Origin of the sequence: Hyphomonas jannaschiana VP2 (assembly GCF_000685215.1) — a bacterium.
Taxonomy (GTDB): domain Bacteria; phylum Pseudomonadota; class Alphaproteobacteria; order Caulobacterales; family Hyphomonadaceae; genus Hyphomonas; species Hyphomonas jannaschiana.
On record NZ_ARYJ01000002.1, the window covers coordinates 144,812 to 171,261 of the forward strand.

General features: G+C 58.4%; 18 protein-coding genes and 2 pseudogenes. 9 read left to right on the forward strand and 11 right to left on the reverse strand.

Annotated elements, in window-relative coordinates:
• The first annotated feature begins 133 nt into the window (after positions 1-133).
• From HJA_RS03505 to HJA_RS18325, 5 genes and pseudogenes are all read left to right on the forward strand, one after another.
• Positions 134-2,155 (forward strand): heavy metal translocating P-type ATPase, encoded by a 2,022-nt coding sequence (locus HJA_RS03505; protein ID WP_051597315.1) that lies wholly within the window; start codon positions 134-136, stop codon positions 2,153-2,155.
• A 125-nt stretch (positions 2,156-2,280) separates the two neighbouring features.
• Positions 2,281-3,294: a sensor histidine kinase family protein gene (locus HJA_RS18500; protein ID WP_155839852.1), complete on the forward strand. Its 1,014-nt coding sequence runs from the start codon at positions 2,281-2,283 to the stop codon at positions 3,292-3,294.
• A 368-nt stretch (positions 3,295-3,662) separates the two neighbouring features.
• A protein-coding gene (locus HJA_RS03515) for an IS3 family transposase (protein WP_155839853.1) occupies positions 3,663-4,765 on the forward strand; the annotation gives its coding sequence in 2 pieces (ribosomal slippage) (positions 3,663-3,924 and positions 3,924-4,765; 1,104 coding nt in all).
• Positions 4,758-4,940, forward strand: a pseudogene (locus HJA_RS18835) (hypothetical protein); the annotation flags it as partial. The gene HJA_RS03515 and the pseudogene HJA_RS18835, both read left to right, overlap by 8 nt.
• Positions 4,941-4,977: 37 nt before the next feature.
• Positions 4,978-5,133, forward strand: a pseudogene (locus HJA_RS18325) (IS481 family transposase); the annotation flags it as partial.
• A gap of 179 nt (positions 5,134-5,312) precedes the next feature.
• Here HJA_RS18325 and HJA_RS03520 read toward each other — a convergent pair.
• Both HJA_RS03520 and HJA_RS03525 read right to left on the reverse strand, forming a co-directional pair.
• Positions 5,313-6,014 (reverse strand): GntR family transcriptional regulator, encoded by a 702-nt coding sequence (locus HJA_RS03520; RefSeq protein ID WP_035578323.1) that lies wholly within the window; start codon positions 6,012-6,014, stop codon positions 5,313-5,315.
• Entirely contained in the window at positions 6,011-7,375 is a 1,365-nt protein-coding gene (locus HJA_RS03525; RefSeq protein WP_035578325.1) for a formimidoylglutamate deiminase, read from the reverse strand. The genes HJA_RS03520 and HJA_RS03525 overlap by 4 nt, the downstream gene beginning before the upstream one ends.
• Before the next feature lie 70 nt (positions 7,376-7,445).
• Between HJA_RS03525 and hutI the strand changes: the two genes are divergently transcribed.
• Genes hutI through hutU form a run of 4 tightly spaced genes read left to right on the forward strand, consistent with a single transcriptional unit; the run spans position 7,446 to position 12,634 of the window.
• A complete protein-coding gene (hutI, locus tag HJA_RS03530; protein ID WP_035578863.1) occupies positions 7,446-8,642 on the forward strand; it encodes an imidazolonepropionase in 1,197 nt (398 codons plus the stop codon).
• Positions 8,639-10,177 carry a histidine ammonia-lyase gene (gene hutH / locus HJA_RS03535; RefSeq protein WP_035578328.1) on the forward strand — a complete coding sequence of 513 codons (1,539 nt, stop codon included), beginning with the start codon at positions 8,639-8,641 and terminating at the stop codon, positions 10,175-10,177. Before hutI ends, hutH begins: the two co-directional genes overlap by 4 nt.
• Positions 10,174-10,977, forward strand: coding sequence for an N-formylglutamate deformylase (hutG, locus tag HJA_RS03540; RefSeq protein ID WP_035578331.1), 804 nt, complete (start codon positions 10,174-10,176; stop codon positions 10,975-10,977). Before hutH ends, hutG begins: the two co-directional genes overlap by 4 nt.
• Positions 10,970-12,634 (forward strand): urocanate hydratase, encoded by a 1,665-nt coding sequence (hutU, locus tag HJA_RS03545; protein ID WP_035578334.1) that lies wholly within the window; start codon positions 10,970-10,972, stop codon positions 12,632-12,634. Before hutG ends, hutU begins: the two co-directional genes overlap by 8 nt.
• A gap of 115 nt (positions 12,635-12,749) precedes the next feature.
• On the opposite strand, the gene hutC is transcribed toward hutU, so the two are convergent.
• The 9 genes from hutC to HJA_RS03590 form a co-directional block, all read right to left on the reverse strand.
• A complete protein-coding gene (hutC, locus tag HJA_RS03550) occupies positions 12,750-13,457 on the reverse strand; it encodes a histidine utilization repressor (protein ID WP_034767335.1) in 708 nt (235 codons plus the stop codon).
• Between the two features lie 310 nt (positions 13,458-13,767).
• Positions 13,768-15,606 carry a PepSY domain-containing protein gene (locus tag HJA_RS03555; protein ID WP_035578337.1) on the reverse strand — a complete coding sequence of 613 codons (1,839 nt, stop codon included), beginning with the start codon at positions 15,604-15,606 and terminating at the stop codon, positions 13,768-13,770.
• 3 nt (positions 15,607-15,609) lie between these two features.
• Complete coding sequence (locus HJA_RS03560; RefSeq protein WP_034767330.1) at positions 15,610-16,323, reverse strand: PepSY domain-containing protein; 714 nt, start codon at positions 16,321-16,323, stop codon at positions 15,610-15,612.
• A 91-nt stretch (positions 16,324-16,414) separates the two neighbouring features.
• Positions 16,415-19,150, reverse strand: a complete 2,736-nt coding sequence (locus HJA_RS03565; RefSeq protein ID WP_081813149.1) for a TonB-dependent receptor — start codon at positions 19,148-19,150, stop codon at positions 16,415-16,417.
• A gap of 460 nt (positions 19,151-19,610) precedes the next feature.
• Complete coding sequence (locus HJA_RS03570) at positions 19,611-22,754, reverse strand: efflux RND transporter permease subunit (RefSeq protein WP_035578340.1); 3,144 nt, start codon at positions 22,752-22,754, stop codon at positions 19,611-19,613.
• Positions 22,751-24,319, reverse strand: a complete 1,569-nt coding sequence (locus HJA_RS03575; RefSeq protein ID WP_051597316.1) for an efflux RND transporter periplasmic adaptor subunit — start codon at positions 24,317-24,319, stop codon at positions 22,751-22,753. The genes HJA_RS03570 and HJA_RS03575 overlap by 4 nt, the downstream gene beginning before the upstream one ends.
• A 1-nt stretch (position 24,320) precedes the next feature.
• On the reverse strand, positions 24,321-25,568 hold the full coding sequence (locus HJA_RS03580; RefSeq protein ID WP_035578342.1) for a TolC family protein: 1,248 nt from the start codon (positions 25,566-25,568) through the stop codon (positions 24,321-24,323).
• Positions 25,569-25,713: 145 nt separating this feature from the next.
• Positions 25,714-26,082, reverse strand: coding sequence for a c-type cytochrome (locus tag HJA_RS03585; RefSeq protein WP_158531453.1), 369 nt, complete (start codon positions 26,080-26,082; stop codon positions 25,714-25,716).
• Between the two features lie 25 nt (positions 26,083-26,107).
• The gene (locus HJA_RS03590; protein ID WP_162177024.1) at positions 26,108-26,434 is read right to left on the reverse strand and encodes a cytochrome c; all 327 of its coding nucleotides are present in this window, start codon (positions 26,432-26,434) and stop codon (positions 26,108-26,110) included.
• Positions 26,435-26,450: the final 16 nt, after the last annotated feature.

Here is a 26,450-nt window from a genome sequence, read left to right on the forward strand (position 1 = left end):
TTGAGGGCCAGGCTGGATAGCGCGACACATCCTTCTTGGTCTCAGACGATTGATCAGGTCGTCGGGAATTCTCTTCGAAGAGAGCAACGTAAAAGTCAATGGTAGTTCACCCAACCTTGGAGGAAACCATACAGTGTCAGAACGAGAGCAGCCAACCAAAACCGCGCGCGCCCGCGGCGGGTATTCACACGATGGTGTCGTGCACCGTTTGTTCGGCCATCAGGCGGAACTTACTTTTGCGCTGGTTTGTGGATTGGCTCTGGCCGTTGGCTGGCTGTGCCCAAAAGTCGGTCTCATGTCAGACAGTACCGCCTTCTTTTTTCTGCTGGCAGCCTATCTCTTCGGGGGATACTTTGCGTTGCGGGAGGCCATCGCAAAGATCGTCTCAGGGGTTTTCCAGATAGATTTTTTGATGATCGTAGCGGCTGTCGGTGCCGCCGCCCTAGGGGAGTGGGCAGAAGGGGCGTTCCTGCTTTTCCTGTTTGCGATAGGCCACGCCCTGGAACAGTACGCCATGACGCGGGCAAAGGAGTCAATTGCTGCGCTGGGCGACCTGGCGCCGGACGTGGCGAGGGTGAAGTGCGGTGACGACATCCAGGAGGTAGCCCTCGATGCCGTGAACATCGGCGACATCGTGGTCGTTCGTTCCAATGAACGTATTCCAACCGATGGTTTTGTCACAAATGGAACAAGCGTCGTCAATCAGGCTCCGATCACTGGAGAGAGCACACCGGTCAACAAACGACCTGTCGAAAACTTCGCAGCGACCAGGGCATATCCGGAAAAGGTAAGCGCAGAGCACCACGTGTTTGCGGGCTCTATCAACGGTTCGGGGAGCCTGGAGATCGAAGTGTCTCGTCTTTCAACTGATACGACGCTAGCGCGCGTGATCGAAATGGTAAATTCGGCAGAGACCCGTCAGTCCCCCACACAGAGCTTCACCCGCAAGTTTGAGCGCATCTTTGTCCCCCTGGTAATCGGACTCGCAATAGCAACATCACTTTCGTTTCTCTTCCTTGATGAAACTGCAGCGGACAGTTTTTACCGCGCGATGGCGGTTCTTGTGGCTGCAAGCCCATGCGCGCTGGCGATCGCAACACCGAGCGCTGTATTGTCAGGGGTCGCGAGAGCAGCGCGCGGAGGCGTTTTGATCAAGGGCGGCGCGCCCCTTGAAGCCCTGGGGCGCGTTAAGGCGGTGGCCTTTGACAAGACCGGTACCCTTACTGAGGGTACACCGAAGCTTGTCGATATCGTTTCAAACGAAGGCAGCAGTGAGGAAGAGTTGCTTTCCGTCGCTGCGGCCGTGGAGTCACTTAGCGATCACCCCCTGGCAGAAGCTGTCGTGCGTGATGCCTCTCGCCGCCTTGGTGCGCGGGTGAGTCCCGCCACAGAGTTTTCCAGCCTGACAGGACGCGGCGTGTCGGCGGTTGTGGATGGCAAGCCCGTCCACATAGGCAAGTCTGACCTGTTCGCCGAAATCCCGGGTGTTCCCATTCCGGCGGATCTGGATGCTTGCTCGAAGGACCTGGTGGATAGAGGGCGGACGACAATGATTGTTCGCCACGGCGATCGCTATCTCGGTGTGATCGGCTTGATGGATACGCCCCGCAAGGCCGCCAAGCCTGTCATTGCAAGGCTGAGAGAGCTTGGAATCAAAAGGATGATGATGATTTCCGGTGACAATCAACGGGTCGCAGATGCTGTCGCAGGAGAAATCGGGCTCGATGAGGCATTTGGCAATCTGATGCCGGAGGACAAAGTGGTCAGGATTGCCGAGATCAGCAAAAGCGGGGGCGTTGCCATGGTGGGAGATGGGGTCAATGATGCCCCGGCGCTCGCAAATGCAACTGTCGGAATTACAATGGGCGCCGCAGGTTCTGATGTGGCGCTTGAGACCGCCGATGTCGCACTGATGGCGGACGATCTCGAGAGGTTACCCTTCGCGGTTGGTCTCAGCCGTTCGACCAGCCGAATAATTCGTCAGAACCTGTTCGTCAGCCTCGGTGTGGTTGGACTCCTGATTCCGGCAACCTTGCTTGGGCTGGGGATTGGACCAGCTGTGGCTGTTCATGAAGGCTCGACTCTCGCTGTCGTTGCGAATGCTTTGCGGCTACTGGGGTATGATACTTCGCTGCAGAGCAATTTGTCCCGCTGAAAAGAGGTCTATTCTGTTCGCCCCAGGTGGCAGCACTCGTCACCTGCTTGCAGAACGCATAGAAACGCGCGGTATATTATGATACGCTCTTGGCTTTCTTGGACAGTGGCAGAGTAGCAGCGCAAATGAGGTCCATCACCGCAAAGCTGATCATAGGAATGGGAGGTTCCGGAGCAATAGCCGGGGCTGCCCTTTGTATTGATCTTGTCCGGCAATTTGGCTTGCTCGGGAATTCCCCTCTTCCATACGAACATCCACCTGAAGAATTAATACGACACATCCTTCTTCCAACATTCGTATTCGTTACTTTATTTGCTTCGGGCACCGCTCTGGCAATCAGTAGCATTGCCAAGCAACTGCGGGCGACAGATAGTTTATTCTTTCATGGTCTTTACAATACGTCTCGCTTCCATCTGCCCCAAGATCTTACTCCTTGTGAAATCAGACCGTTGGCTGGCGTCGTCAATGATCTCACATCGAAGCTAGCAACATATGCCCACCGACAGGAAGCCTTCGCTGACGATGCCAGCCATGGATTAAAAAACGCTCTCGCGATTCTCTCGCTATCAATAGATCAACTGCCAGGCAGCGAATCCCGCCTCCTACGGAAATTGATTAGTGTACTGTCAGAAAAAGTTGATCGCTCATTGCTGCTTTCTCGTAGCTATGCATCTGACCAGCCCCTAAGATTCCAGCCAACGCATATCGATGCACTTGCACGACAGGTGGTTGCCGAACTTGCACCGACTGCAATACAGACAGGCAAATCTATTTCGTTGGCAGTCGACAATCCAATCCCGTTTTCTGGCTCAAATAAAGCGATTTCTGCCGCGCTAAGTTTGTTGGTCGCCGATTTGCTTAGCAACTGTCCGGAAGGCGCGAATGTAAATGTCACAGTAGGTCCTGGTGCTTGTTTCACAATAGAATCCGGCAACATCCAATCCACTTTGGACGCAATCCAAAAGTTCATGGATTTTGATCTCCCTTCCAACAAAGCATTTGGCGGGTCAGCACTGACAAGGCTTTTTATTGCGTTTTGTATTATTGAGGCCGAAGGTGGAGACCTATTGTGCAATACCGCTGCCAATAGCCCAAGTCTTATTCTAACACTTCCAGAATGGCAGTCTTCGCAGAGGTAATGTGACACACCCAGTATTTATCAACAATGCAGAATTGTGATCGCTGTCTATAAAATCAGTTCCGTATATCTATACGTCAACAAGCGCAAAGCATTCACAACCACAAAGAGAGTCGATCCTTCGTGTGCTGTGACAAGCCCCTCCAATCCCAGTAAAGTTGCGGGAATGGGTACAGTCACCACGATAGTATTGCCCCCTAGGTCTTGTCGGACGATGGAACGAGTTGCTCGACTTAAGCTGACCTGAGCCCCAAATGGTCCCGCATTTGAATGGAGAGTCTGTCGCAACGTGCTCTGCTCCCAAGAAACTGGATCGTTTTCGGTTAGAGTTTCCGGTATTCTGGAACCTGGCTGGGCGGAGACGACACGATGCGAGCATCGAAGTTCACGGACGCGCAAAAGGCGTTCATTATCAAGCAGGGTGAAGCCGGGATTCCGGTGGCAGAGATCTGTCGAAAGGCGGGGATCAGCCAGGCGACCTACTTCAACTGGAAGAAGCGTTATGGCGGTCTGATGCCGTCGGAGATGCGGCGGCTGAAAGAGCTGGAAGACGAGAATGCACGTCTGAAGCGGATTGTCGCCGACTTGTCCCTCGACAAGGAGATGCTGCAGGACGTCCTGAAACGAAAGACGTAAGGCCTGGTCGCAAGCGGGAGCTTGTCAAAGAGGCGGTTCAGGAATGGGGCATGTCGATCCGGAGGGCCTGCAGCAACCTGCTGCTCGACACGTCCACCTTCCACTACCGCTCTCGGCGACCCGATCAGGCCGCGTTGAAAGAGCGCATCAAGGATATCTGCGAGACACGCGTGCGGTACGGATACAGGCGCGTCCACGTCATGCTGAGACGGGAGGGATGGTTTGTGAACCAGAAGAAAGTTCGAAGACTTTACAACGAATTGGGCCTGCAACTGAGAAACAAACACCCGAAGCGAAAGGTCAGGGCCAAGCTCATCCGGGACCGAAAAGAGGCTGTATCGCCACTGGAAGTCTGGGCGATGGATTTTGTTCATGACCAGCTCGCGACCGGTCGTAAGTTCCGCATCCTGACGGTCGTCGACACATGGTCCAAATATGTTCCTGCCATCGACGCGAGATACAGCTATCGCGGCGAAGATGTCGTTCAGACGATGGAGCGGATCTGCGCTCAGACTGGTTATCCAAAGATGATCCGCGTGGACCAGGGCTCGGAGTTCATCTCTCGCGATCTCGACCTTTGGGCCTACGCGAACGGCGTCACACTGGACTTCTCAAGGCCGGGAAAGCCGACGGATAACGCGTTTATAGAAGCGTTCAATGGTCGATTACGCGCCGAATGCCTGTCTGCAAACTGGTTCATGAGCCTGTCAGATGCGCGCGAAAAGCTGGAGTGTTGGCGTGGAGACTACAATACGGTAAGACCTCATAGCGCGATCGGAAACAAACCCCCGGCCGCACTGATCAATCACGCAGGCGTAACCAGTCCGCCATCGTGAAAGTCCGGAAAACTCTAACCGGCAGTGGTCCAGACATGGGTCTCAGAGCAGAAAGGGCTAGACTCTCGAAATGAATGAGGGACGCGAGGGTCTCAGGTCAATTTACAATAACCAATGCCCGAACATGGGCATTGGCGGAATTACTCCAGCCATGAAACTGAAGCTTGCCGCGTGAAGTCCAGGAACCAAGCCGCTTAAAAATGGGATGATTATCAGACCAGCAGGAGTTCTAACAATTATCGTCGTGCAAAGACGATGTTGATCTGGAGGCGAAGCTCGATGAATGAGAGCGTTTCTATAACTTCGCCAGACCACATGGAGCATTCGGCGGAAAAACATCTTACGAGGCGCTCCGGGAACGGCTATAACCCTACTGTCAGGTGTCTCGTTGATTGGTCTATATTACACTCCCACTTCAGCCTGCTTGAGAGCCGATACGAATTATTCTATGGGATAGCGTTTCTTCTTCATGTCGAAACTCCTCCTTCTGGAAATCCGCCAGAAAACTAATACACTTTCCGGACCACTTTCACCAGATCATGCCGAATCAGATGGTTGTCTCGATCCGGTATCCCGGAAAGAAGGTCAGTCTGACTGACGTAATCGTTTCCTGCTTGTCGCGCGTCGTGCGGTCGATGACAAATAGTGCGTCGCCTTCTTTGCAGGAAAGCAGCTCAGCTTCAGTCTTGCCTGCAGAAATGGCAGAAAAGACGATGTTGCCTTCTGTGAAAGGGACATGTGTCACGAGCCATTCATTCGGACTGGTGTCACTGAAGATTGAAAAGTCTTCCCGGGACACCCATTTCGGGTTCAACCAGCGGTCCTCAAGCACGTAGGGCCGGCCGTCGGCAGTGTGCAGACAGACAATGTGGAGAACGTCGATGCGTTTTCCCGACCCCATTGATTTGCCGATTTCCCGGGGTGGCATGACCTTTTCGGAGCGGATCAGTTCGTAGCCATATTCCAGTCCTCTGTCCCTTATCTCCTGACGTATGATGGGAATGTACATGGTCGCTTTGCGGACCGGGTGGGTCGCAACCCGTGTGCCGGCCTTCCGGCGCCGGTCGAGCAATCCTTCATCTGCCAGATTCTGCAAAGCACGATTCACGGTGGCCCGGGCGCAACCGAACTCCTGAGCGAGATCTGCTTCGTTCGGGATGAAGTCGCCGGGTTTCCATTTCCGCGAATGTATCCGGGCCAGCACCTCCTCCTGGACCGACTGCCAGCTTTTGAACCGCGTGTCAGTCATAACGCGTCCCTGAGCTCACTCATTGTCTGGCGATATTTCTCCACAATCTGATCCCGTTTGACGTGTTGTCCGTTTCTCACAAGGTGACGCCCGGCGGCCCAGACATCCGTAACAAGACGGTCGTCGCCTGTAAAAATATAGCTATCCAGCAGACTATCACCAGCAAGACCGGCCAGACAGAGGCTATCAATGTCGAGCGCGAGAAGGTCTGCCAATACACCTTCCTCTATCCGGCCGCTGGTCCGCTTGGCTGCCGTTGCCCCGCCTTTCGATATTGCCTCGAAGAGAAACCTTCCTGTTGACCGGTCGGGTTGGGAAAGCACGGCGCGGGCGCGGTCCCTGAGACGCTGGGAGTATTCCAGGGCCCTCAATTCTTCCGTCAGAGAGATCCGTATATTCGAATCCGAACCGATTGCGATCGCGCCTCTGTTCCCGAACCAATGTTGCGCTTCAAAGATGCCATCTCCGAGATTAGCTTCGGTGACGGGGCAAAGACCGGCGACAGCCCCAGTCCCCGCCAGGCGAGCAGCTTCTTGTTTATCCATCCGTGTGCAGTGAACAAGGCACCACCTGGGGCTGACATGACAATTGTCGAGGAACCAGGTGACCGGGCGCGCGCCATGGCATTCGAGCACCTCATCGACCTCTTCCTGTTGCTCAGCCAGATGCATGTGGATCGGGCCGGATGGAGCGAGTCGTTCGAGCCTTTCAATGTCCTCTTGAGCAACTGCCCGCAGGCTGTGAGGAGCAACGCCCAGCCGGCAATCCGCCGGCAGACCGCCCATGTTGCTTCCCACTTCTTCAACAAGCCGCGCGAACCGCTCAAAGTCGTTCCCAAACCGGATCTGCCCTGGCCCCAGAGGACGCCGGTCGCACCCGCCATACTGATAGAGAACCGGCAGGAGCGTGAGCCCGGCCCCGGTCGTGGCGGCCGCCGCCACGATGCGTTCGGACATTTCCGACAATCTGTCATAAGGCGTGCCATCGGCTTGGTGATGGAGGTAGTGGAATTCGACGCTCGCGGCGTAACCAGCTTCCAGCATTTCCATCTGGACAAAAGCGGCGATGTCTTCGATGTGCCCGGGGGTCAGACGGTCCAGAAACCGAAACATTAGGCTGCGCCAGGTCCAGAAATTATCCTTCTTGTCAGGTCCGCGGCGCTCGGTAAGCCCGGCCATTGAGCGCTGGAAGGCGTGCGAATGAATGTTGGCTGGCGAAGGCAGCAGCAGACCGGTTCTGTAACCTTCCGGAGGCCGGTCTGAACAGACGGAACGAATGGTTCCTTCCGGGCTGGTTTCAATGAGGACAGCCTCAGCCCATCCCTCTGACAAGAGCGCCTTTTTTGCCCAAATGACCGCCATTGCTTCTTTCCTGATCAAATATTATGTATATACATATGTAGCACACCGTATTCACAGGCAACAGGAAATCATGCTTCTTACGCACGCAAATCTCGCGACGCTCGAAGGAAGTGAGTCTTATGGACTCATTCCGGATGGGGCTGTCTGGATGAAGGGCGGGCGTCTGCAATGGGTCGGGAGCCTGGCGGGTATCCCGAAAGCGGCCAGACAAGATGAGTCCCTGGACCTTGAGGGCCGCCTGGTTACACCCGGCCTTGTGGATTGCCATACTCATATTGTTCATGGGGGAAACCGGGCCGCGGAATTTGAGGCGCGGCTCAACGGGGCCTCATATGAAGAGATTTCCCGGTCAGGAGGTGGCATCATTTCGACAGTTTCTGCAACCCGAGCGGCAAGCCAGGAAGAACTTTTAGGGTCAGCCCTGACGCGTGTGGACGCCCTGATTGCGGAAGGAGTGACGACACTTGAAATAAAATCCGGATACGGACTGGATATAGAGGCCGAGTTGAAGATGCTTCGTGTTGCCAGGCAGGTTGCATCGATACGTCCAGTCCGGATCCGGACCAGTTTCCTCGGGGCCCATGCCTTGCCGCATGAGTATCAAGGCCGGCAGGACGCTTACCTGACAGATGTCTGCCTGCCGGCAATGGAAGCGGCCAAGGTGGAAGGTCTAGTCGATGCGGTTGACGGGTTTTGCGAGACCATTGCCTTTGCTCCGGAAAGCATCCGGATCGTTTTCGATAAGGCCCAGTCGCTCAATTTACCTGTAAAGCTGCATGCCGAGCAATTGTCCTGGTTGGGCGGTGCGCAACTGGCGGCTGAGTATTCTGCGCTGTCTTGCGACCACCTGGAACATGCGACGCGGGAAGATGCTGAAGCGATGGGGCGCCAGGGGAGTGTCGCTGTTCTGCTTCCCGGCGCCTTTTATTTTCTCAGGGAAACAAAGCTGCCGCCCATTGCGGCCTTCCGCGTACATGGCGTGCCCATGGCGATTGCGACTGATTGCAATCCCGGGTCATCGCCAATGACCTCGCTTCTGAGCGCAATGAACATGGCTTGCGTTCTGTTTCGTCTGACACCTGAGGAGGTGCTGCGCGGCGTTACCCGGAATGGCGCAATGGCGCTTGGCCTGGAGGATGTCGGGCGCATGAGGGCCGGGCAGGCCGCGGATTTTGCGGTCTGGGATGCGGAACATCCAGCGGAACTGTCCAGCAGGATTGGTTTCAATCCCTTGTACAAACGCATTTATTCCGGAGAAATCACATGATTGTTCTGGAGCCGGGCGCAAGCAGCCTGTCTGACCTGGAATGGATCTGGCGCACCGACGAACCAGTGAGGCTTGCCGGACGAGCCAGGAAAGCCGTCGACCGTGCCGCAGGCGTAGTCGCACGTGCAGCCGAAGGCGATCAAGCCATATATGGTGTGAATACTGGTTTTGGAAAACTTGCCAACATCAAGATCGCGCTGTCCGATACAGCCAAACTGCAACGCAATCTCGTTCTGTCTCATTGCTGCGGTGTCGGTGATCTTCTTGAGCCTGCCACCGTCAGGCTGATGATGGCGCTAAAGCTCCTTTCGATCGGACGCGGGGCGTCAGGCGTATCGTGGCAGGTCGTGGCGTTGATCGAAGACATGGTCAGCAAAGGCGTCTTGCCAGTGATTCCGGAACAGGGATCAGTGGGCGCGTCGGGGGATCTCGCCCCTCTGGCACATATGGCGGCGGCGATGATGGGAGAGGGGGAAGTCTTCTTTCAGGGGCGCCGGATGCCGGCCAGGGTGGGCCTGGAGGCAGCGGGCCTGTCGCCCGTGGAATTCGGTGCCAAGGAAGGCCTGGGCCTGATCAATGGAACGCAGTTTTCAACGGCCTGCGCGCTTGCGGGATTGTTCGATGCCAAACGGAACCTGCTGCAATCCCTTGTTTCCTCCGCGCTCTCGACAGATGCGGTCATGGGGTCGACAGCGCCATTCCTTGCGGAAATACACGAGTTGCGGGGCCATCCCGGACAAAAGCGCGTTGCGCGGGCGATCCGTGACATCATTGAGGGGTCGGAAATCCGGGACAGCCATCGCGAAGGGGATGGACGAGTCCAGGATCCCTATTGCATCCGATGCCAGCCGCAGGTGACTGGCGCCGCGCTGGACCTTCTCGATATGGCGGGACGGACGCTGGAGATCGAAGCCAACGCCGTATCCGACAATCCGCTTGTCCTGGTCGAGCGGAACGAAATCGTTTCGGGCGGAAACTTCCATGCCGAACCGGTCGCGTTCGCGGCGGACATGATCGCATTGGCGATCGCCGAAATCGGCGCCATCGCGCAGCGGCGGATCGCAGTCATGGTCGACCCGGCCCTGTCCTTCCACTTGCCGCCATTCCTGACCCGGGCTCCCGGGCTGAATTCCGGCATGATGATCGCCGAGGTCACGTCAGCAGCTCTCATGAGCGAAAACAAGCACATCGCAAATCCGTGTTCGACCGATTCCACGCCCACTTCCGCAAACCAGGAGGACCACGTGTCCATGGCGGCCCATGGCGCGCGCCGGCTTGGCAGGATGAACCGGAATCTCAGCATGATCCTGTCGGTGGAATTTCTCTGCGCGGCGCAAAGCGTGGAGTTTCGCGAACCGCTGAGGACCAGCCCCGCATTGAGGGATGTTCTCGCTGCAATCCGGGCGAGGGTTCCGAGACTGGAGGAAGACCGGTTCCTGGCGCCGGATCTTGCAGAGATGAACACCCTTGTGCGTGACGCAGCCCTGTCGCAGGCAGCAGGACTTCCTGAAAATGTCGACGAGGTTGCTGCGTGAAAGCCTTCGATATCAAGTCCGGGCAAGGCGTGATCGTACTTGGCGTACCGCACAGCGGGACTTACCTGCCGCCTGATATCTACGCAAACCTGCTTCCTCAGGCCCGCACCCTTGCCGATACCGATTGGCATGCAGATAGGCTGTATGCGGATCTCTTGCCGGATGTGACACTCGTCAGAGCCAATTTTCACAGATACGTGATCGACGCGAACAGGGATCCAGGCGGAAGCCGGCTCTATGAAGGCGCAAACACGACCGACCTTGTTCCGAAGACCGATTTTGACGGGAACGCGATCTGGTCGGAGGCGCCAGGGCACACAGATATCGAAAGCCGCCTTGTGTCCTGGCACCATCCGTATCACGCAGCGCTGGCCGGAGAACTGGGGCGGGTGCATCAAAAGCACGGTCTCGCTGTCCTGGTGGACTGCCACTCGATCCGGTCCCGGATTCCCTTCCTCTTCGAGGGGGTGCTCCCCGATGTCAATCTTGGTACAAATCTCGGGACTTCGTGCGACGAGCGCATTGCTGCAACGGCCGTGAATGCGTGCAGGAACGGGGGGGACTACACATTTGTGCGCGACGGGCGGTTCCGGGGCGGATGGACAACGCGCCATTATGGCCGCCCCGGCAAAGGGGTCCATGCGATCCAGATCGAACTGGCCCAGTCAAACTATCTCGAAAGCGAGTGCGCGCCATTTGAATATGACTCTGCGAAGGCGGAACGCCTGCGCAGTCATCTGAGAGGGATACTCAGAGCCATTGAAGATGCAACGACCGAAATGGGACAAAGCCATGAATAATAACCGGCACAATCAGCGCGATGTATTTCCGCCCACGGGAAAGGAGATCACCGCAAGAAGCTGGCAGACGGAAGCACCAATGCGCATGCTGATGAACAATCTTCATCCCGATGTGGCAGAAAACCCGCACGAACTTGTCGTCTATGGCGGGATTGGGCGGGCTGCCCGGACATGGAAGGATTTTGACCGCATTGTCGAGACGCTCCAGCGTCTTGAAGACAATGAAACGCTCCTTGTTCAGTCCGGCAAGCCTGTCGGCGTTTTCCGGACGCATGAGGACGCACCGCGCGTCTTGATCGCGAATTCGAACCTGGTGCCCCACTGGGCCAATTGGGATCATTTCAACGAACTGGACCGGAAGGGGCTGGCCATGTACGGCCAGATGACGGCTGGCTCGTGGATCTATATCGGGTCCCAGGGGATCGTGCAGGGTACGTACGAAACCTTCATGGAGGCGGGCCGCCAGCATTATGGCGGCGAGCTGTCGGGGCGCTGGATCCTGACGGGCGGTCTTGGAGGCATGGGGGGCGCCCAACCCCTGGCCGCGGTCATGGCGGGCGCCTCTTGCCTGGCTGTGGAATGCGACGAGACGCGTGTCGATTTTCGCCTGAGAACGGGGTATGTCGACCACAAGACTCATTCGCTCGATGAGGCGCTCGACCTGATTGCGAAATGGACAGCGGCCGGTGAAGCGAAGTCGGTCGGCCTGATTGGTAACGCCGCCGACATATTCCAGGAAATATTCGACCGCGGTGTCCGACCGGACATGGTAACCGATCAGACCAGCGCGCATGATCCGGTTCATGGCTATCTGCCGCAGGGATGGAGTGTTGCCGAGTGGCGTGAACGTCAGGAAAGCGATCCGAAGGCCGTCGAACTTGCCGCACGTGCGAGTATGAAGGTCCATGTGGAGGCCATGGTGAATTTCTGGGATGCCGGTGTCCCGACGTTCGACTATGGCAACAATATCCGGCAGGTCGCAAAGGAAGAGGGGCTTTCCACTGCATTCGACTTCCCCGGATTTGTACCTGCCTATATCCGGCCTCTCTTCTGCCGTGGCATCGGGCCCTTCCGCTGGTGCGCCCTGTCGGGGGATCCGGAAGATATCTACAAGACCGACGCGAAAGTTCGGGAACTTGTCAATGATCCGCACCTGCACAACTGGCTCGACATGGCGCGAAGCCGCATTTCGTTCCAGGGGCTGCCAGCGCGGATCTGCTGGGTCGGGCTTGGGGTCAGGCACAGACTAGGTCTTGCCTTCAACGAGATGGTGCGAAAGGGAGAATTGTCCGCCCCCATCGTTATCGGCCGCGACCATCTGGATTCCGGCTCTGTCGCGTCACCGAACCGGGAAACGGAAGGCATGCGGGATGGATCGGATGCTGTATCCGACTGGCCGCTTCTGAATGCGCTCCTCAATACCGCATCCGGGGCGACCTGGGTCTCGCTGCATCATGGCGGCGGTGTGGGCATGGGCTTTTCGCAACATGCGGGCATGGTGGTCTGTTGCGACGGCACGGAAAGCGCCGACCGGCGGATTGCCCGCGTCCTGTGGAACGACCCGGCGACCGGCGTGATGCGTCATGCCGATGCCGGTTACCAGTCCGCCCTCGACTGCGCGCGCGAGTATGAGCTGGACCTTCCTGGCATCCTGTAGGCAATCACTCTTGGCGGCCAGGTCGGGAAGCGGCATGCAAGGAGGGGCTGAACGGGCCCGGCAGGCCTGCCCGGTTCGGTCCCTCAACGACGGCGATGGATCGCCTTCAGCCCTTTCAGGCGGAGGCGACACGATCGAGAAATTCGTAGCGCGAACCTGGATACGTCATGCGGGCAAAGGAGACGACTCGCCGACGGCTCCATGTACGGCGCAACAGGACTAGGCAGGGTTCATCCTTGTTGATCCTCAGAAGTTTGCGCACGTCCGGTTCGGCTAGTACGGATTTGACCCTGTGCTCGAATTTCTGGAGCGGGGCATGTTTCATCAGATATTCGTTTGGCGTTGTCCGGCTGAAATCCACATCGCCATATCCTGGCAACAGGCATTGCGGCACGAAACGCTCTTCCAGCTGAAGGGGAGTCCCGTTCTCCATGTGGACAACGATCGAGTGGAATACCGGTGAGCCCGGGTCGATCTCCAGTTGTTGCGCAACGGCTCTAGAGGCCCGCTCTCTTGCATTCTGAACCATCACGGCTGAGTAGGCGCTGTTCCGTGAGCGGATCTCATCGGCAATGTTGTTGACCGCAATCAATTGCCCGCTCGACTGGGTTTCAGCGACAAATGTGCCCACACCTGCGATTCGGGTCACGACCCCTGAATCCTTGAGTTCCTTGATGGCGCGGTGAACGGTCATCCGGGCGACCTGAAATTCCGCTGCCAGATCCGTCTCGGACGGCAGGCGGTCATTCGGGCCCAGTTCACCGGTTTCGATCAGATCAGTGATATGCTGCTTGATCTGTTCATAAAGTGGGGCAGGTGACATCTGTATTATCCAGGTTCTTCAAAAGGGCCGGCTGATCGACGTCGGCGTGCGGGTGACAGGGAACACTTCGGGTGGCAGGCAGGAGCAAAGAATGTGACAAGTACAGCCTCCGCGGTGTCCAGTGCAGGTGTCCTTTCCATCCAAGAGCGTCAGGATTCAAGTGCTTTCAGGCACAAGGCGCCATGATCGCACGCGCGGAAGAGGCCAGGGCTATCTGTCATGTGTTGTCGGGCCGGGCTAATCCGGCGCTGCGGGCTGCGGGAGTTGCAGGGCCGAAATATTGCCGCCCCGGGCTGGAGAGTGAGCCGGATCAGATGCCAAAATCATCAAATGCAATCTTTTCTTCCCTGATTCCCGCTCCTCGCAGCAGGTTGAGAACGGCCTCCAGCATAGGCGGCGGTCCGCATACGTAGAAGCTGCAGCGCCCGGGGTCCGGGTGTGTAGCGAGAAAATTGTCCCGGAAGATCTCGTGGATCCACCCCTTGTGCCCTTCCCATTCCTGGTGAGGCTCCAGATGCGAGAGTGCGGCTTGCCATGAAAAATTGTCGAAGTCCGTGGCCAATTGCTCGAATTCCTCCCGGTATGCCAGCGCCTCCGGGGTTCTTGCGCCGTACCAGAGCCACATCCGGGACGTCGAACCCTTGTTGAGCAACTGGTCCCGGATCATCGAGCGCAGGGGGGCAATGCCGGCACCGCCGCCGATAAAGACACGCTCTTCCTCGTGCTCGCCCACATGGAAATCTCCGAGCGGGCCCCTCAGGGAAAGGGTATCGCCCGGTCGGCGCGAGGTCATATAGGCCGATCCGAGACCGACGGGCGCTCCGGCATGTTCGGGACCTGCCAGAACGAGGCGGACAATCAGCGTCACTTCGCTGCCGGTCTCGCCTGGCGCATTGGCAAGGGAATAGGTGCGAACGAGCGGACGAGCGGACTGGATGCGCTCGCCCGTTCCGGATGTCCGCCACAGCGATTTGACCGAATCCGGAAGGTTGATCTGGTCCAGGTCCGTACTGTAGGGCGGAATTTCCACTTCGATATAGCTGCCAGAGCGAAATCCCAGGGTCGCCGGAAGGGCGATGCGAATTTCAAACATGTCCGGCGTGAGACGTCTGGAAGAGACGACTTCGCCGTCAAGGCGTCTCGCGTCAAGCAGGCCGTCGGGAAGCGTGACGGACACGTCAGATGACAGACGATGCTGGCAGGCCAGCCGGACACCCCGGTCAAGATCCGCTTCCGGTATCTGCCTGCGATCGGCGGCTGTTGCCGGCGAATCAGGACTCGTCTTGATCTTGCAGAGCCCGCAGGACCCGCCCCCTCCACACGAAGAGGGAAGTGCATAGCCTTCAGCCTCCAGTGCGGCGTAAAGGGTCTGGTGTCCCGGAGTTCGGACAGTCTTCAGCAGGTCCCCGCTCGGGCTTGCCACGGACAGGAGGACCGGTTTCTTGCCGGTCAAGCGGGAGACGATGGCGCGGAAATCCTCCCGGTGGAAGCTGTCCCACCAGAGCACAAGGCCGCTCAGGCCGAGCCAGAAAAGGATAAGGGCCGACAGGATGACGAGTGGATTGTTGAAGTTCGACCTATTGGAATAGTCCATGATGTGGAGCATCCAGAGCGTATCGAATGTTCGCCAGTAATTGTTCCGCCTTTCAAGTATGTCGCCCGTTTCGGCAGACACATAGAGGCTTGTACGTTCCGGATCACTGAAGTTGACCTGCCAGGCGGGGCCGGCATGGTCCCTGATCTCCAGCGTCGGATGTTCGAGATATCTGACGGTCGAGATTCCTGCATCGCCGGAATAATCGCGCGCCGCAATTTGCCGGGCACCGCTTTCATCGATCGCAATCGGGGATCCGCTTGCTGCGTCCAAAAGGTATGCCCCCCCTCCGGTATCGACCTGGAAGACGGCTCGATCTGAGAAGAGGCGCAATTCCACCCGGCGGACATCCGAAGCACTGCCGGATAGTGGCGCAGCGATCTGCTCAGTAACCTCCGCCAGAAGCAGGCCTGGTTCTGAATCCACCCTGTGATGGTCGCCGGCGACCTTCGCGTGCGGCAGAATGGCCATGCCCAGACCACTGAACATCCACAGCAGCAACTGCAGTCCGAGCAGAAGGCCAATCCATTTATGAACTTCCCGAATGATTGTCATGGGTCAACGGACTCCGCGGCGGTGTTTGAAGCTGAACCAGAGCAACCAGATACCTGCAATCGAGAGGATGAGTCCAAGACCGGCAAATGCGCGCAGGAGTGTGTTGTTCACATCGGCCCTGTCCTTGTAGTCCATGATGTGCAGCATCCATACGAAATCGAAAATCCGCCAATAATCGTGCCGCCGGGTAACAAGCGCCCCATCGTCCGGTGAGACGTAGAAGGACGTCCTGCCCGGGTCCTCGAAATCGATTCTCCACAGAGGCAGCTTTCGGCCCTGTATTTCGCTTGGCGCATTGGCCTGATCCACGAGCAACTGCGCGGATTTTGCCTCGCCCGGGCGGGCATAGTGGTATTGGGCAACGGCGATCGCGTCGGTCCGGTCGAGAGGAGACCGCTGGATTCCGGTCTGCGCATCAACAAGGACCCGGCCATCAATCGTCTGGACACGGTAATACGGCTTGCCGAGCCATGTTTCGAGGGAAATCAGTTCAGCTTGCGGATAGCTTGACATGACCTCTTCGAATCCGAAGCCCGGCGTGTAGCCCGGCGGTAGCGTATCGGACATGTTGCGGACGAGATGATCACCATGAATGAAGTTCAGGTTGATGATCACCATGTAGAGGCCGGATGCCAGCCAGAGCATGGCCTGTATTCCGACAAACAGCGAAACCCACTTGTGCCACTGGCGTACATTGAAGGCGATTGCTCTGGCCATGGCCGGCACCTCACATTGATCCGGTATGGGAAGGGGAAAACCGGACCCCCATCGGTAGGCAGCCTGCCGATGGGGGTCCTGAAAGCCTGCGCTATCGTCTGTAGGTCACACGCAGATAACCGCGCCGACCGAGCAGGTCATAGGTCATCGTATCGGTATTGCCGTCCGTCCAGCTGGCCACGAAGGGCGGGTCATTCTGGAAGATATTGTCAATCCCGACACTCAGGCGAAGCGCGTCGCTGAGATCATATGACAGCTGTGCATTGTGGTAGAACTGGGCGGGAATACTGGAGCCCGGACCGGAGGTGGCATAGAAATCATCGCCTTCGCCGATCATCTGAACGGAATAGGTTCCGCTCCATTTCCGGGCCGTGGTCGTCCACGATCCGACAGCGCGCCAGTTCGGATAGCCGCCATTCCCGCCGCCGATATGGCCGTCGATGACCGTCGGTGTGTCGCCATCAAACGCGACCGTCTCATATTCGGAGAGATAGGTCGCTTTCAGATCAAGCGCGTGGTCGAGGCCAAACTTCTCGAAAGAGTAGACGACGCCAATGTCCAGGCCCTTCATCGTCTCGCTACCGGTATTGGCGTTCTGCGTGGAGAGATAATTGACGTCACCATTGAGCGGGTTGCGGGTGTGATGCTGCGGGCCACAGAACTCGTGCGACAGGTTGACGGATTCGTAGCACAACAGGAGCTTGGTGGAACCTGGCGTGGTCCGGATCGCATTGTCGATCTGGATGTCAAAATAGTCGAGTGTCAGAGACAGACCTTCGATTGGCTGGAAGACCGTCCCCAGGGTGAAGGATTCTGCCGACTCCGGCTGGAGATCCGGGTTGCCGCCGGCGTCTGTCAGGACCGTATTGCCGAGCTGGACATAATTGGTCGGTACCCCGGCAGCCTGGCAGTTCTGGTAAATGTTGCTTGACGGAGACAGGGATGACCAGTTCGAGCACGGATCGACCGTCGTCAGGTTGCCTTCGGAAACCCCGCCAAAGAGTTCCGGTATGTTGGGGATACGGAAGGCAGTTGTATAGGTACCGCGGAACTTGAGCGCGGGATTGATCCGCCAGTTCAATCCGGCCTTGTAATTGGTGTCGCTTCCGAACAGGTCATAGTCGGAGTAGCGGATCGCACCGTCAAAATCGAGCGCCTCGATGAAGGGTTTGTCCTTCAACAGGGGCACGTCGATTTCGGCGAAGACCTCGGTTGCCTTGGTGGATCCGGAGATGGGGTCCTCCTGATTTCCGAGCGCCAGGCCGGCAACCGCGAGAGAGTCGGGATTGCGCCAACCCTTGTCTTCCCGCCAGTCAGCACCGAACGCGACGCCGACAGGTCCGGCCGGAAGCTGGAAGGCCTCGCCGCTCATGCTCGCGCTGATTGCCTTTTGCTCATTTCCGCCAAGACCAGTTTGGGTGAACACGATATAGTCCAGCACGTCCTGGGTGACGTCTCCGTATCCGAACAGGTCAGCACACGGAATGCCCCCGGTTCCGCAGGTTGCGGGATCGAGTGTCTGGGCGAGTCTGCCGGTATTGATATTGTTGAGAATGGAGTCCGAACCGGTATTGCGGCCCCAGTTCAGGGCGGCCTCATAGCTCCAGGAGCCACCGAGCGAGCCCCTGACACCTGTAACGATACGGAACGTATCGGTTTCCTGCTCGAACGTCCGCGCGCCATTTTCGAGCAGACGGCGGCGTTCGAGAACAAAATCGATCCCGGTTGGATTGGTCGGGTGAGAGGCATCGAATGCAACATTCACCAGCGTCGCCGGAGAGGCCGGCTGGCTTGACCAGCGCTTCGTATAGAGCAGTTCGGCAAACAGGTCGGCATGCTCGGTCAGGTGATAGGTGCCAAAGGTCGCAAAGCTCAGGCGTTCCAGCGGATTGGACGCATTGAAGTAGCGGTTGTAGTTGAACCCGTCCAGCGCACCGTCATAGATATGGAAAGAGTCGCCATCTCCATTCGGGTCCTGGTTGAAATTGATCCGTGTCGGTCCGGTCAGGACCGTGCCATCCGGCATGACATATCCGGCCGGAACTGTACCGCGGCCGCCGATCGTCGACGAGCTCAGCCCGTCGCATACAAAGCCGTTTGGCGTCGGCGTACCGGGGCAAGGCGCGCGGCTCTTGTCCCAGAGAGGGGCGGCTCCATTGTCCTGATAGCTGACATTGAACATGATGTCGCCGGCGGGCGTTGAGTTGCCCCAGCTCATTTCCAGGAGGGTTTCCTCGCCGTCCCCTTCATCGGTCATGCCATACTTGGCCGATGCTTCGAACCCGTCATACCCTTCCTTGGTGATCAAGTTGATCACGCCGGCAACGGCGTCTGCGCCATAGGTTGCCGACGCGCCGTCCTTCAGCACTTCGACGCGGGATACGAGCGACATGGGTATCATGGAGAGATCCACCGCGCTGTTCGCCCCGGTTCCGCCATAGACAAGCCTGCGGCCATTCAGAAGGACCAGGGTCCTGTTGACGCCAAGGCCGCGCAGGTTGATCTGGGGCGTGCCCCAGCCATTGGAGACCCAATAGGCGCTGTTGGAGTTACCTCCAAATCCGGCAGAGGACGGAAGACGCTGGAGCAGCGTTTCGAGGTTCGAAATGCCGGTCTGTTCGATCTGGACGCTGTCGAGGACCGTGACAGGGCCGACGCTGGTCAGGTCTTTTCGTTTGATGCGGCTGCCGGTGACTGTGACTGTTTCTTCGACTTTCGCGCCGTCCTCGCCGGAGGACTCCTGTGCAGCGGCAGGCTGGGCATAGAGCCACAAAACGATCGGCGCGATGGCGGCACCCATCAGAATGCGATTTTTTGCTGGAGACATTGATTATTCCCTTTCCCCGTTTCTTGGACCTTGTTCGAAAACTATAGACCTGTCTATACAGCTTGCAAGTCCGGGATTTGGATTTTTTTGTCTCGAAATTGTCCCTGCCAAAAACTGGTGCGCTGCGCCGTGCGAATTGCCCAAGAATTCAGCGCAGAAGGGCGTTCAGGGCCGGATGGCTCAAGGTCAAAACGACCACGAACGGCCAGGTATCGGGCTGACCATACATCTGGGCACGGACAAACCCGGAACGCTGCTTGTCATGGCAATATATTGCGCATGAGGGCGCAGTAGCGGCGAGAATGCGCGGCGAGGCGGGAGGGGCGAGAAGATTATGTCTGCTGGCGCCTCCCTCGCAGGTGCAGGGCGATATGACCGACGGCGAGGGCCGGGAGCTCAAGGTGGCCGCCCAGAACCTCTTCCAGGCCTTTGACCGGCCAATGTGGCAGATGGCCCAGGTTCATTCTGTCCCCAATGTCTCTTTCGGGAGTTTAAGGGCAAGTGTCTGCCAGATCAGGAATGCGGCGGGGATGACGAGCAATGTCAGTACGGTTGCGCTGGTCATTCCGCCGACCATCGGGGCGGCAATGCGGCGCATGACTTCAGAGCCGGTTCCGGAACCCAGCATGATCGGGAGGAGGCCGGCAATCACGACCGCGACCGTCATCATGATGGGGCGGACGCGAAGCAATGCTCCCTCAATGACCGCCGCGCGAAGGTCAGACCTGGTCAGATCGCGCTTTTCGGCCCGCGCCTGCTCGATTCTGGCCTCCAGAGCATGCTCCAGATACACCATCATCAGAACGCCGATCTCGACGGATACCCCGGCGAGCGCAATGAATCCGACACCGACTGCAACCGACATGTTGTAACCCAGCATGTCCAGGAACCAGAGCCCGCCGACGAGCGCCAGGGGCAGGGTCCCCATGATGATGAAGACTGGCACAAGCCGCCTGAAATTGAGGAAGAGCAGCAGAAGGATAATGACCAGGGTCAGCGGAACGACGAGGCTGAGGCGCTGCTTGGCGCGCTGCATGTATTCATACTGGCCCGACCAGGACAGGGAATAACCTGCGGGCAGGTCGATTTGTTCGACCGCCTTCTTGGCATTCCTGACATAGGTTCCGATGTCGACATCGGATATGTCCACATAGATCCATCCGTTCAGGCGGGCATTCTCGCTCCTGATGACGCCCGGCCCGCCGGAAATGGAAATGTCGACAAGGCGCGAGAGGGGTATCTGTGCTCCGGTCTTCGTCACGACCGGGAGGTTTTCCAGCCGTTCCAGAGAGTCACGATATTCCCGGGGATAGCGCACATTCACAGGATAGCGCTCCAGTCCCTCGACGGACTGGGTGACGGTCATGCCGCCGATGGCGGTCTTCACCAGGTCCTGCACATCTGCCACATTCAGCCCGAACCGGGCCGCTTCCTCACGCTCGATATCAACATCCACGAAGCGTCCGCCGGTCACCCGTTCGGCATAAACCGAAGATGTTCCGGGAACGTCCTTGATCACCGTTTCAATCTGCTGGGCGACATCGCCGATGACCTGGAGATCAGGACCGGCAACCTTGATCCCGATCGGGGTCTTGATGCCGGTGGCAAGCATGTCGATCCGGTTCTTGATCGGCATGATCCAGACATTGGTGAGACTGGGCACCTGGACAATAGAATCCAGCTCTTTTTTCAGTTTTGCGGTTGTCATGCCGGGCCGCCAGTCCTCTTTTGGCTTCAGGCGGATTGTGGTCTCGACCATGGTGAGCGGTGCAGGGTCGGTCGCCGTCTCTGCCCGTCCCGCCTTGGCGTAGACTGTCTCGACTTCAGGAACGGTCATGATCAGCTTGTCGGTTTGCTGTAATATCTGGGACATTTTCCCGGCCGAGACCGCCGGGAATGCGCTCGGCATATAGAGCAGATCGCCTTCGTCGAGATCCGGCATGAACTCCGACCCCATCCGGCTGAGCGGGATGATCGCGCTGGCCATGACCGCAAATGCGATCACGATCATCAGAACCGGCGCTCTGAGAACCATGTTGATGAAGGGTTGGTAGACCCCCATCAGCAGCCGGTTCACCGGGTTCTTGTGCTCGGGCAGAACCCGGCCCCGGATGAAATAGCCCATGAGTACGGGCACAAGCGTAACGGACAGGATCGCCGCGCCGGCCATCGCATAGGTCTTGGTGAAAGCCAGTGGATGGAAGAGCCGTCCTTCCTGAGCCTCCAGTGCAAAGATCGGGAGAAAGCTGAATGTAATGATCAGCAGGGAGAAGAAAAGCGCAGGGCCGACCTCGATTGCCGCCTGGGTCACGACCGCCCAGCGGTTTTCATTCGTCAGAGGCGTTCGCTCGATGTGCTTGTGCATGTTTTCGATCATGACGATCGCGGCATCGACCATAGCACCGATGGCGATGGCGATCCCTCCGAGCGACATGATGTTGGCATTAATGCCCTGAGCGTCCATCACGATGAACGCCGCCAGTATTCCGAGCGGCAGGCTGAGCAGGATGACAACCGCGCTGCGAACGTGGAACAGGAACAGGGCGCAGACCAGGAGCACGACGATAAATTCCTCGACGAGCTTCTCCTTCAACGTATCGACCGCCCGCTCGATCAGGGAAGACCGGTCATAGGTCGTCACGATCTCGACACCTTCAGGCAGGCTCTCCTTCAGGGTTTCCAGTTTCTCTTTCACGAGGTCGATCGTGCGCATGGCGTTTTCGCCGTAGCGCATGATGATCACGCCGCCGACCGCTTCGCCTTCACCATTGAGTTCGCCGATTCCGCGCCTGAGTTCCGGGCCGAGGCGGATCTGGGCAACATCCCGCAGAAGGATCGGGGTGCCCTTGTCGGTCACCGCCAAGGGAATGGATTCGAGGTCCTTGATGCCCTTGATGTAGCCGGACGCGCGAACCATGTACTCGGCCTCGGCCATTTCGATGACGCGGCCACCCGTTTCCTGATTGCCGCGCATGATCTCGGAACGGACCTTGTCCAGCGGAATGTCGTAGGTGCGGAGCTTTTCCGGGTCAACGACGACTTGGTATTGTTTGACCATGCCCCCGATCGTTGCGACTTCGGATACCCCGTCGATCGTCTGCAATTCGTATTTCAGGAACCAGTCCTGTATGGAGCGGAGCTGGGAGAGGTCGTGCCGGCCGGTCCGGTCGACCAGCGCATACTGATAGACCCAGCCGACCCCGGTTGCGTCCGGACCCAGCGCGGAGCGGGAGGCCGCTGGCAATGTCGGTGCGACCTGGGAGAGGTATTCAAGAACCCGCGAGCGGGCCCAGTAGAGATCGGTTCCGTCCTCGAAGATGACATAGACGAAACTGTCATTGAAGAACGAGTACCCGCGGACCGTGACCGCGCCGGGCACGGCCAGCATGGCCGTCGTCAGCGGATAGGTCACCTGGTCTTCCACGACCTGGGGCGCCTGGCCCGGATAGGTGGTCTTGATAATGACCTGAACATCGGAGAGGTCCGGAATGGCATCCAGGGGCGTCTTTTTAAGGGTGTACCCGCCCCAGACGGCCAGGAGTGCGGCGAGCAGGAGGATCAGGACCCGGTTCCCGATGGACCAGCGGACAAGACTTGCAATCATTGTGCGTCCACCCGGGCCGGCGAGATCTTGCGGATGTCGGAGAGGACGTAATTTCCATTGTCGTCCGGCGCGGCCTTGACCGTAATGTCGACATTGTCTCCCTTGCCGATGTCTTTCAGCAGAGCCGGATCTGTCACAAACGCCATGGTCATGGACGGCCAGCCCAGGGCTTCGACCGGGGCGTGCTCGATGGTCACCATGCCATGCGCCTGCATGACAGATACGACCATGCCGCGAGTCTGCGCCGTATCGGCGGGCTGTGTTTCTGGCGCGCCTTCCTGCCGCATTTCGGATGACGAACCCATATCCATGGACGCACTTTCGTCCTGGCCGGCCGTCAGCCTCAGCATGGTTCCGCGCAGGCTTGCTTCAGAGTCGAGCAGGAATTGCGATGAGACGACAATTCTTTCCCCGGCGGCCAGACCGGACAAGATTTCGATATCGTCCCCGATTTCACGGCCGGACACCACCTGGGCCGGTTGGTACCTGCCATCTCCCAGCGCCAGGATGACGCGTTCGGTGCGTCCGGTCCGGATGAGCGCTTCGCGCGGAATGACGACCTTGTCCGATGCGTCTGCGGACGGAACGTCGGAGCTGGTTTCGATCCTGAGACGCACAAACATGTCCGGTCTCAGCAGCCCGTCCTTGTTGTCAAAGCTGATCCGGACCTGAACGGTCCGAGCCCGGGCGTTGACGGTCGGGTAAATATATTCAACGAGGCCTTTCCATTCGCGGCCGGGCATCCCACTCATCCGCATGGTGACTTCCTGACCGGGACGGACCTGGTGGACCTGGTCTTCATAGACATCGGCAATTGCCCAGACCGTTCTGAGGTCGGCGATCTTGAGCACGTTCATGCCGGGTTTGACGAACCCACCTTCGCCAGCGCCCATCTGCGTGACGATGCCGCTTCTCGGAGAATAGACATTCAGCAGGCGCTCGGACTGGCCGCTCTCCTTCAGGCTCTCGATGGCGCGGTTACTCATGCCGAGGGAAACCAGCCGTGATTTTGTGGCCGTGATCAGGTTCTGGTTGCCCATGCGCGTCGCCTGCAGATACTCGTCCTGCGCACTGACGAGGGGGCGCGAATAGATCTGGAACAGCAATTGTCCCTTTCTGACCTCATCGCCGATCGCCTTGACGGGCATGTTTTCGATCCAGCCTTCGGTCCGAACGTCCACAACGGAAGTATTGTCGTCATCGATCTGGACCGTGCCGACGGTTTCGACAGCGGGAAGTGCTTCGCTGGTGGCGACAATCGCTGTCCTGACCCCGATATTGTTCTCGACTGCCGGATTGATCCTGACGAGGTTGCGATCGTCGCCCTCACTCTCGTCATCGGCATAAACCGGAATAAGCTCCATCCCCATGGGCGACAGGCCGGGAGAGTCGCTGCGGTAACTTTTGTCCATTGGCGCGGCCCAGTAGAGGGGCTTCCTTTCTGCTGAAGGCTGCTTCCCGGATGTCTGACCGGCGCTGCCGCTGGCCAGGCTCATGACCACGGCTCCGGCGCCAAGCCCGAGACCGAATGTGGCCGCGAGCAGGATAAGCTTTGTGTTGCGCATGCTAGTCTCCACTCAGGAACAGAAGGTTTGCCTGCGCCTGCAGCCGGTCGACTCTCAGCCGGCTGAGAGTCAGTTCCGTATCCAGAACGGCGAGTTCTGCGCGGACGAGTTCGGCAAAATCGGCAAGATTGTTGCCGTAGGCGGCCATGGCTGCTTCGCGGGTGTCCCGGGCACGATCGAGGACATCGGTTTCATAGACCTCTATCTGTTCGCCCAGGCGCGTATATTGCGCCCAGTCCCGGCGCAGCGCACGTTCGAGTTCCAGGGCCTGTGTGTCCCGCGCCAGTCTCTCCGCTTCGCGCAGCCGCTTTGTCGCGCGCAGGGCATAATCCTTGTTCTTTTTCGAAAAGAGGGGGAGCGAGACGGCGACCCCGACGGATCCGAAGTCCGACCGCGAGTCCCGGATGCCGTATTGGGCATCGAAACTGATACCCGGCTTGTATTGTTCCGCAGCAATGTCGACGTCCCGGCTCTTCGATGTGACGCTGGCATCAAGAGCCCGGAGCGAGGGATGGCTGGCAAGGCGTTCCCGAATGAGATCTTCACCGGTGACCGGGGGGAGAATGGGGGCGCCTGATGCAAGCGGCCTCGCCCCTTCCAGGGGGCCGATCAGCCGGATCAAGTCTGCCCTGGCCCGGTCCTCATTGCGCTGGATGTCGACAAGCCGCGCGTCCAGCGAAGAGGTTTCCAGATCAATGCGAAGGACATTCTGCAGGGAAGACCGCCCGCTGGCATAGTCGGCCTGGGCAACGCCGCCAAGTTCACTGACCTTGCGCTGGCTTTCAAGCGTGAGTCTGCGGGCATCTCGCCAGTAAGAGAGCTCAAGCCAGGTCTGGCGCACTTCAAGAGCAATTTGCTGTTCCTGCAGGGATTTGTGAAACCGTGCGCTTCGTGCCTGAGCCGTCTGTTTTTCACGCGCCAGGGCAAGCGTCTCACCTTTTGGAAGCGCCTGGCGCACGCCGAATTTCAGCTGCGTCATCGGTTCCCGGTCATAGTCGAGGCTGGGAAACGGGACATTGGCGATCTGGGCGCTGACAACCGGATCGGGCAACTGGCTCTCGGCGACCGCCTTGTCGTCAAAGGCAAGCGCTTCCTGTTCCAGCCTTGCGACGCTCGGATCATCGGCACCGAGCGCGATGTCGACAGCTTCCGGGAGGGTCAGGGGCGCTTGGGCAAGTGCAAGGCCGCCGGTTGGAAAGGCTATCGCACTGCCCAGAAGGAGCGCTGCAAGCAGGTGTCTGTAATTCACGGGGCCTTTTCTCCGGTTTTCGGGTTTCTGTACGGACGATCTCGAGCGTCAGAGGCAGAGGATAGGTCCGGTCGGCGACAGGACCCGGAGATCCGGGGCCGCGGATGCGATCGGCTTGCCGCTGGAAAGGCCGCGCCGGCGCATATCAATTCTCCTCGCCGAACTCCTCGTGCAGGTAAGCCAGGACATTCTGGATATCCTGATCGGTCAGTTTCGGATTTCCGCCCTTTGCCGGCATGGGCATGGTCGACCCCTTGCTCCGGAATCCGTTCCGGATGTGATCGGTCAGAACACTGTCATCCTGTGACAGGACGCCATTGCCCTTCGTGAAGTCGGGGGTTCCCGGGATGCCGCCCTTGCCCGTAGGGCCGTGGCAGGCAATACAGGTCCCGCGATAGACCCTCTTGCCACGCGCGGGATCGGGGTCTTCCTGCGCGCTTGCTTGCGCCGCAAGGACCATGACAGCCATCAGGGCGGACAGGCCGAAACGGGCGGTCTTTTTGGGGAAGGGCATGAGACGCATCCTTTAAGAGAAGGGATTATTGATTGTTGCTGGCTTGCAGAAAGGCCAGGATGTCCCGCACGTCGGAGGCGGGAAGGTTGCCGCGCACCCGCATATGCGTGACCGAAACGTCCCATTCCTCGTCCGTCAGCTCGCTGGGTGAGCGAAGATTGTGGCAACGCGAACAGGTTTCGTTCCAGGCTTTCGCACCGCGTACGATCTGCATCGGATCCTGCATTGGATCGGTGTCGGCCGCGCTCTCCGCCGCGGGCGTTTCTTCGGGCCCTGACTGGGCGATCGCCGCTGGCCCACCTGTCAGGAGGATGGTTGCCAGGGTAAAGGCGGGAAATATGCAGGACTTCATCATGTCCTCCTTTCTT

Excerpts from the sequence above, each read along its gene's own strand:
- HJA_RS03570 (WP_035578340.1), bottom strand. The coding sequence starts at position 22,754 with ATGATTGCAAGTCTTGTCCGCTGGTCCATCGGGAACCGGGTCCTGATC.
- HJA_RS18500 (WP_155839852.1), top strand. The coding sequence starts at position 2,281 with ATGAGGTCCATCACCGCAAAGCTGATCATAGGAATGGGAGGTTCCGGA.
- hutI (WP_035578863.1), top strand. The coding sequence starts at position 7,446 with ATGCTTCTTACGCACGCAAATCTCGCGACGCTCGAAGGAAGTGAGTCT.
- HJA_RS03560 (WP_034767330.1), bottom strand. The coding sequence starts at position 16,323 with ATGGCCAGAGCAATCGCCTTCAATGTACGCCAGTGGCACAAGTGGGTT.
- HJA_RS03565 (WP_081813149.1), bottom strand. The coding sequence starts at position 19,150 with ATGTCTCCAGCAAAAAATCGCATTCTGATGGGTGCCGCCATCGCGCCG.
- hutU (WP_035578334.1), top strand. The coding sequence starts at position 10,970 with ATGAATAATAACCGGCACAATCAGCGCGATGTATTTCCGCCCACGGGA.
- HJA_RS03555 (WP_035578337.1), bottom strand. The coding sequence starts at position 15,606 with ATGACAATCATTCGGGAAGTTCATAAATGGATTGGCCTTCTGCTCGGA.
- hutH (WP_035578328.1), top strand. The coding sequence starts at position 8,639 with ATGATTGTTCTGGAGCCGGGCGCAAGCAGCCTGTCTGACCTGGAATGG.
- HJA_RS03575 (WP_051597316.1), bottom strand. The coding sequence starts at position 24,319 with ATGCGCAACACAAAGCTTATCCTGCTCGCGGCCACATTCGGTCTCGGG.
- HJA_RS03590 (WP_162177024.1), bottom strand. The coding sequence starts at position 26,434 with ATGAAGTCCTGCATATTTCCCGCCTTTACCCTGGCAACCATCCTCCTG.
- HJA_RS03585 (WP_158531453.1), bottom strand. The coding sequence starts at position 26,082 with ATGCCCTTCCCCAAAAAGACCGCCCGTTTCGGCCTGTCCGCCCTGATG.
- hutC (WP_034767335.1), bottom strand. The coding sequence starts at position 13,457 with ATGTCACCTGCCCCACTTTATGAACAGATCAAGCAGCATATCACTGAT.
- HJA_RS03525 (WP_035578325.1), bottom strand. The coding sequence starts at position 7,375 with ATGGCGGTCATTTGGGCAAAAAAGGCGCTCTTGTCAGAGGGATGGGCT.
- HJA_RS03520 (WP_035578323.1), bottom strand. The coding sequence starts at position 6,014 with ATGACTGACACGCGGTTCAAAAGCTGGCAGTCGGTCCAGGAGGAGGTG.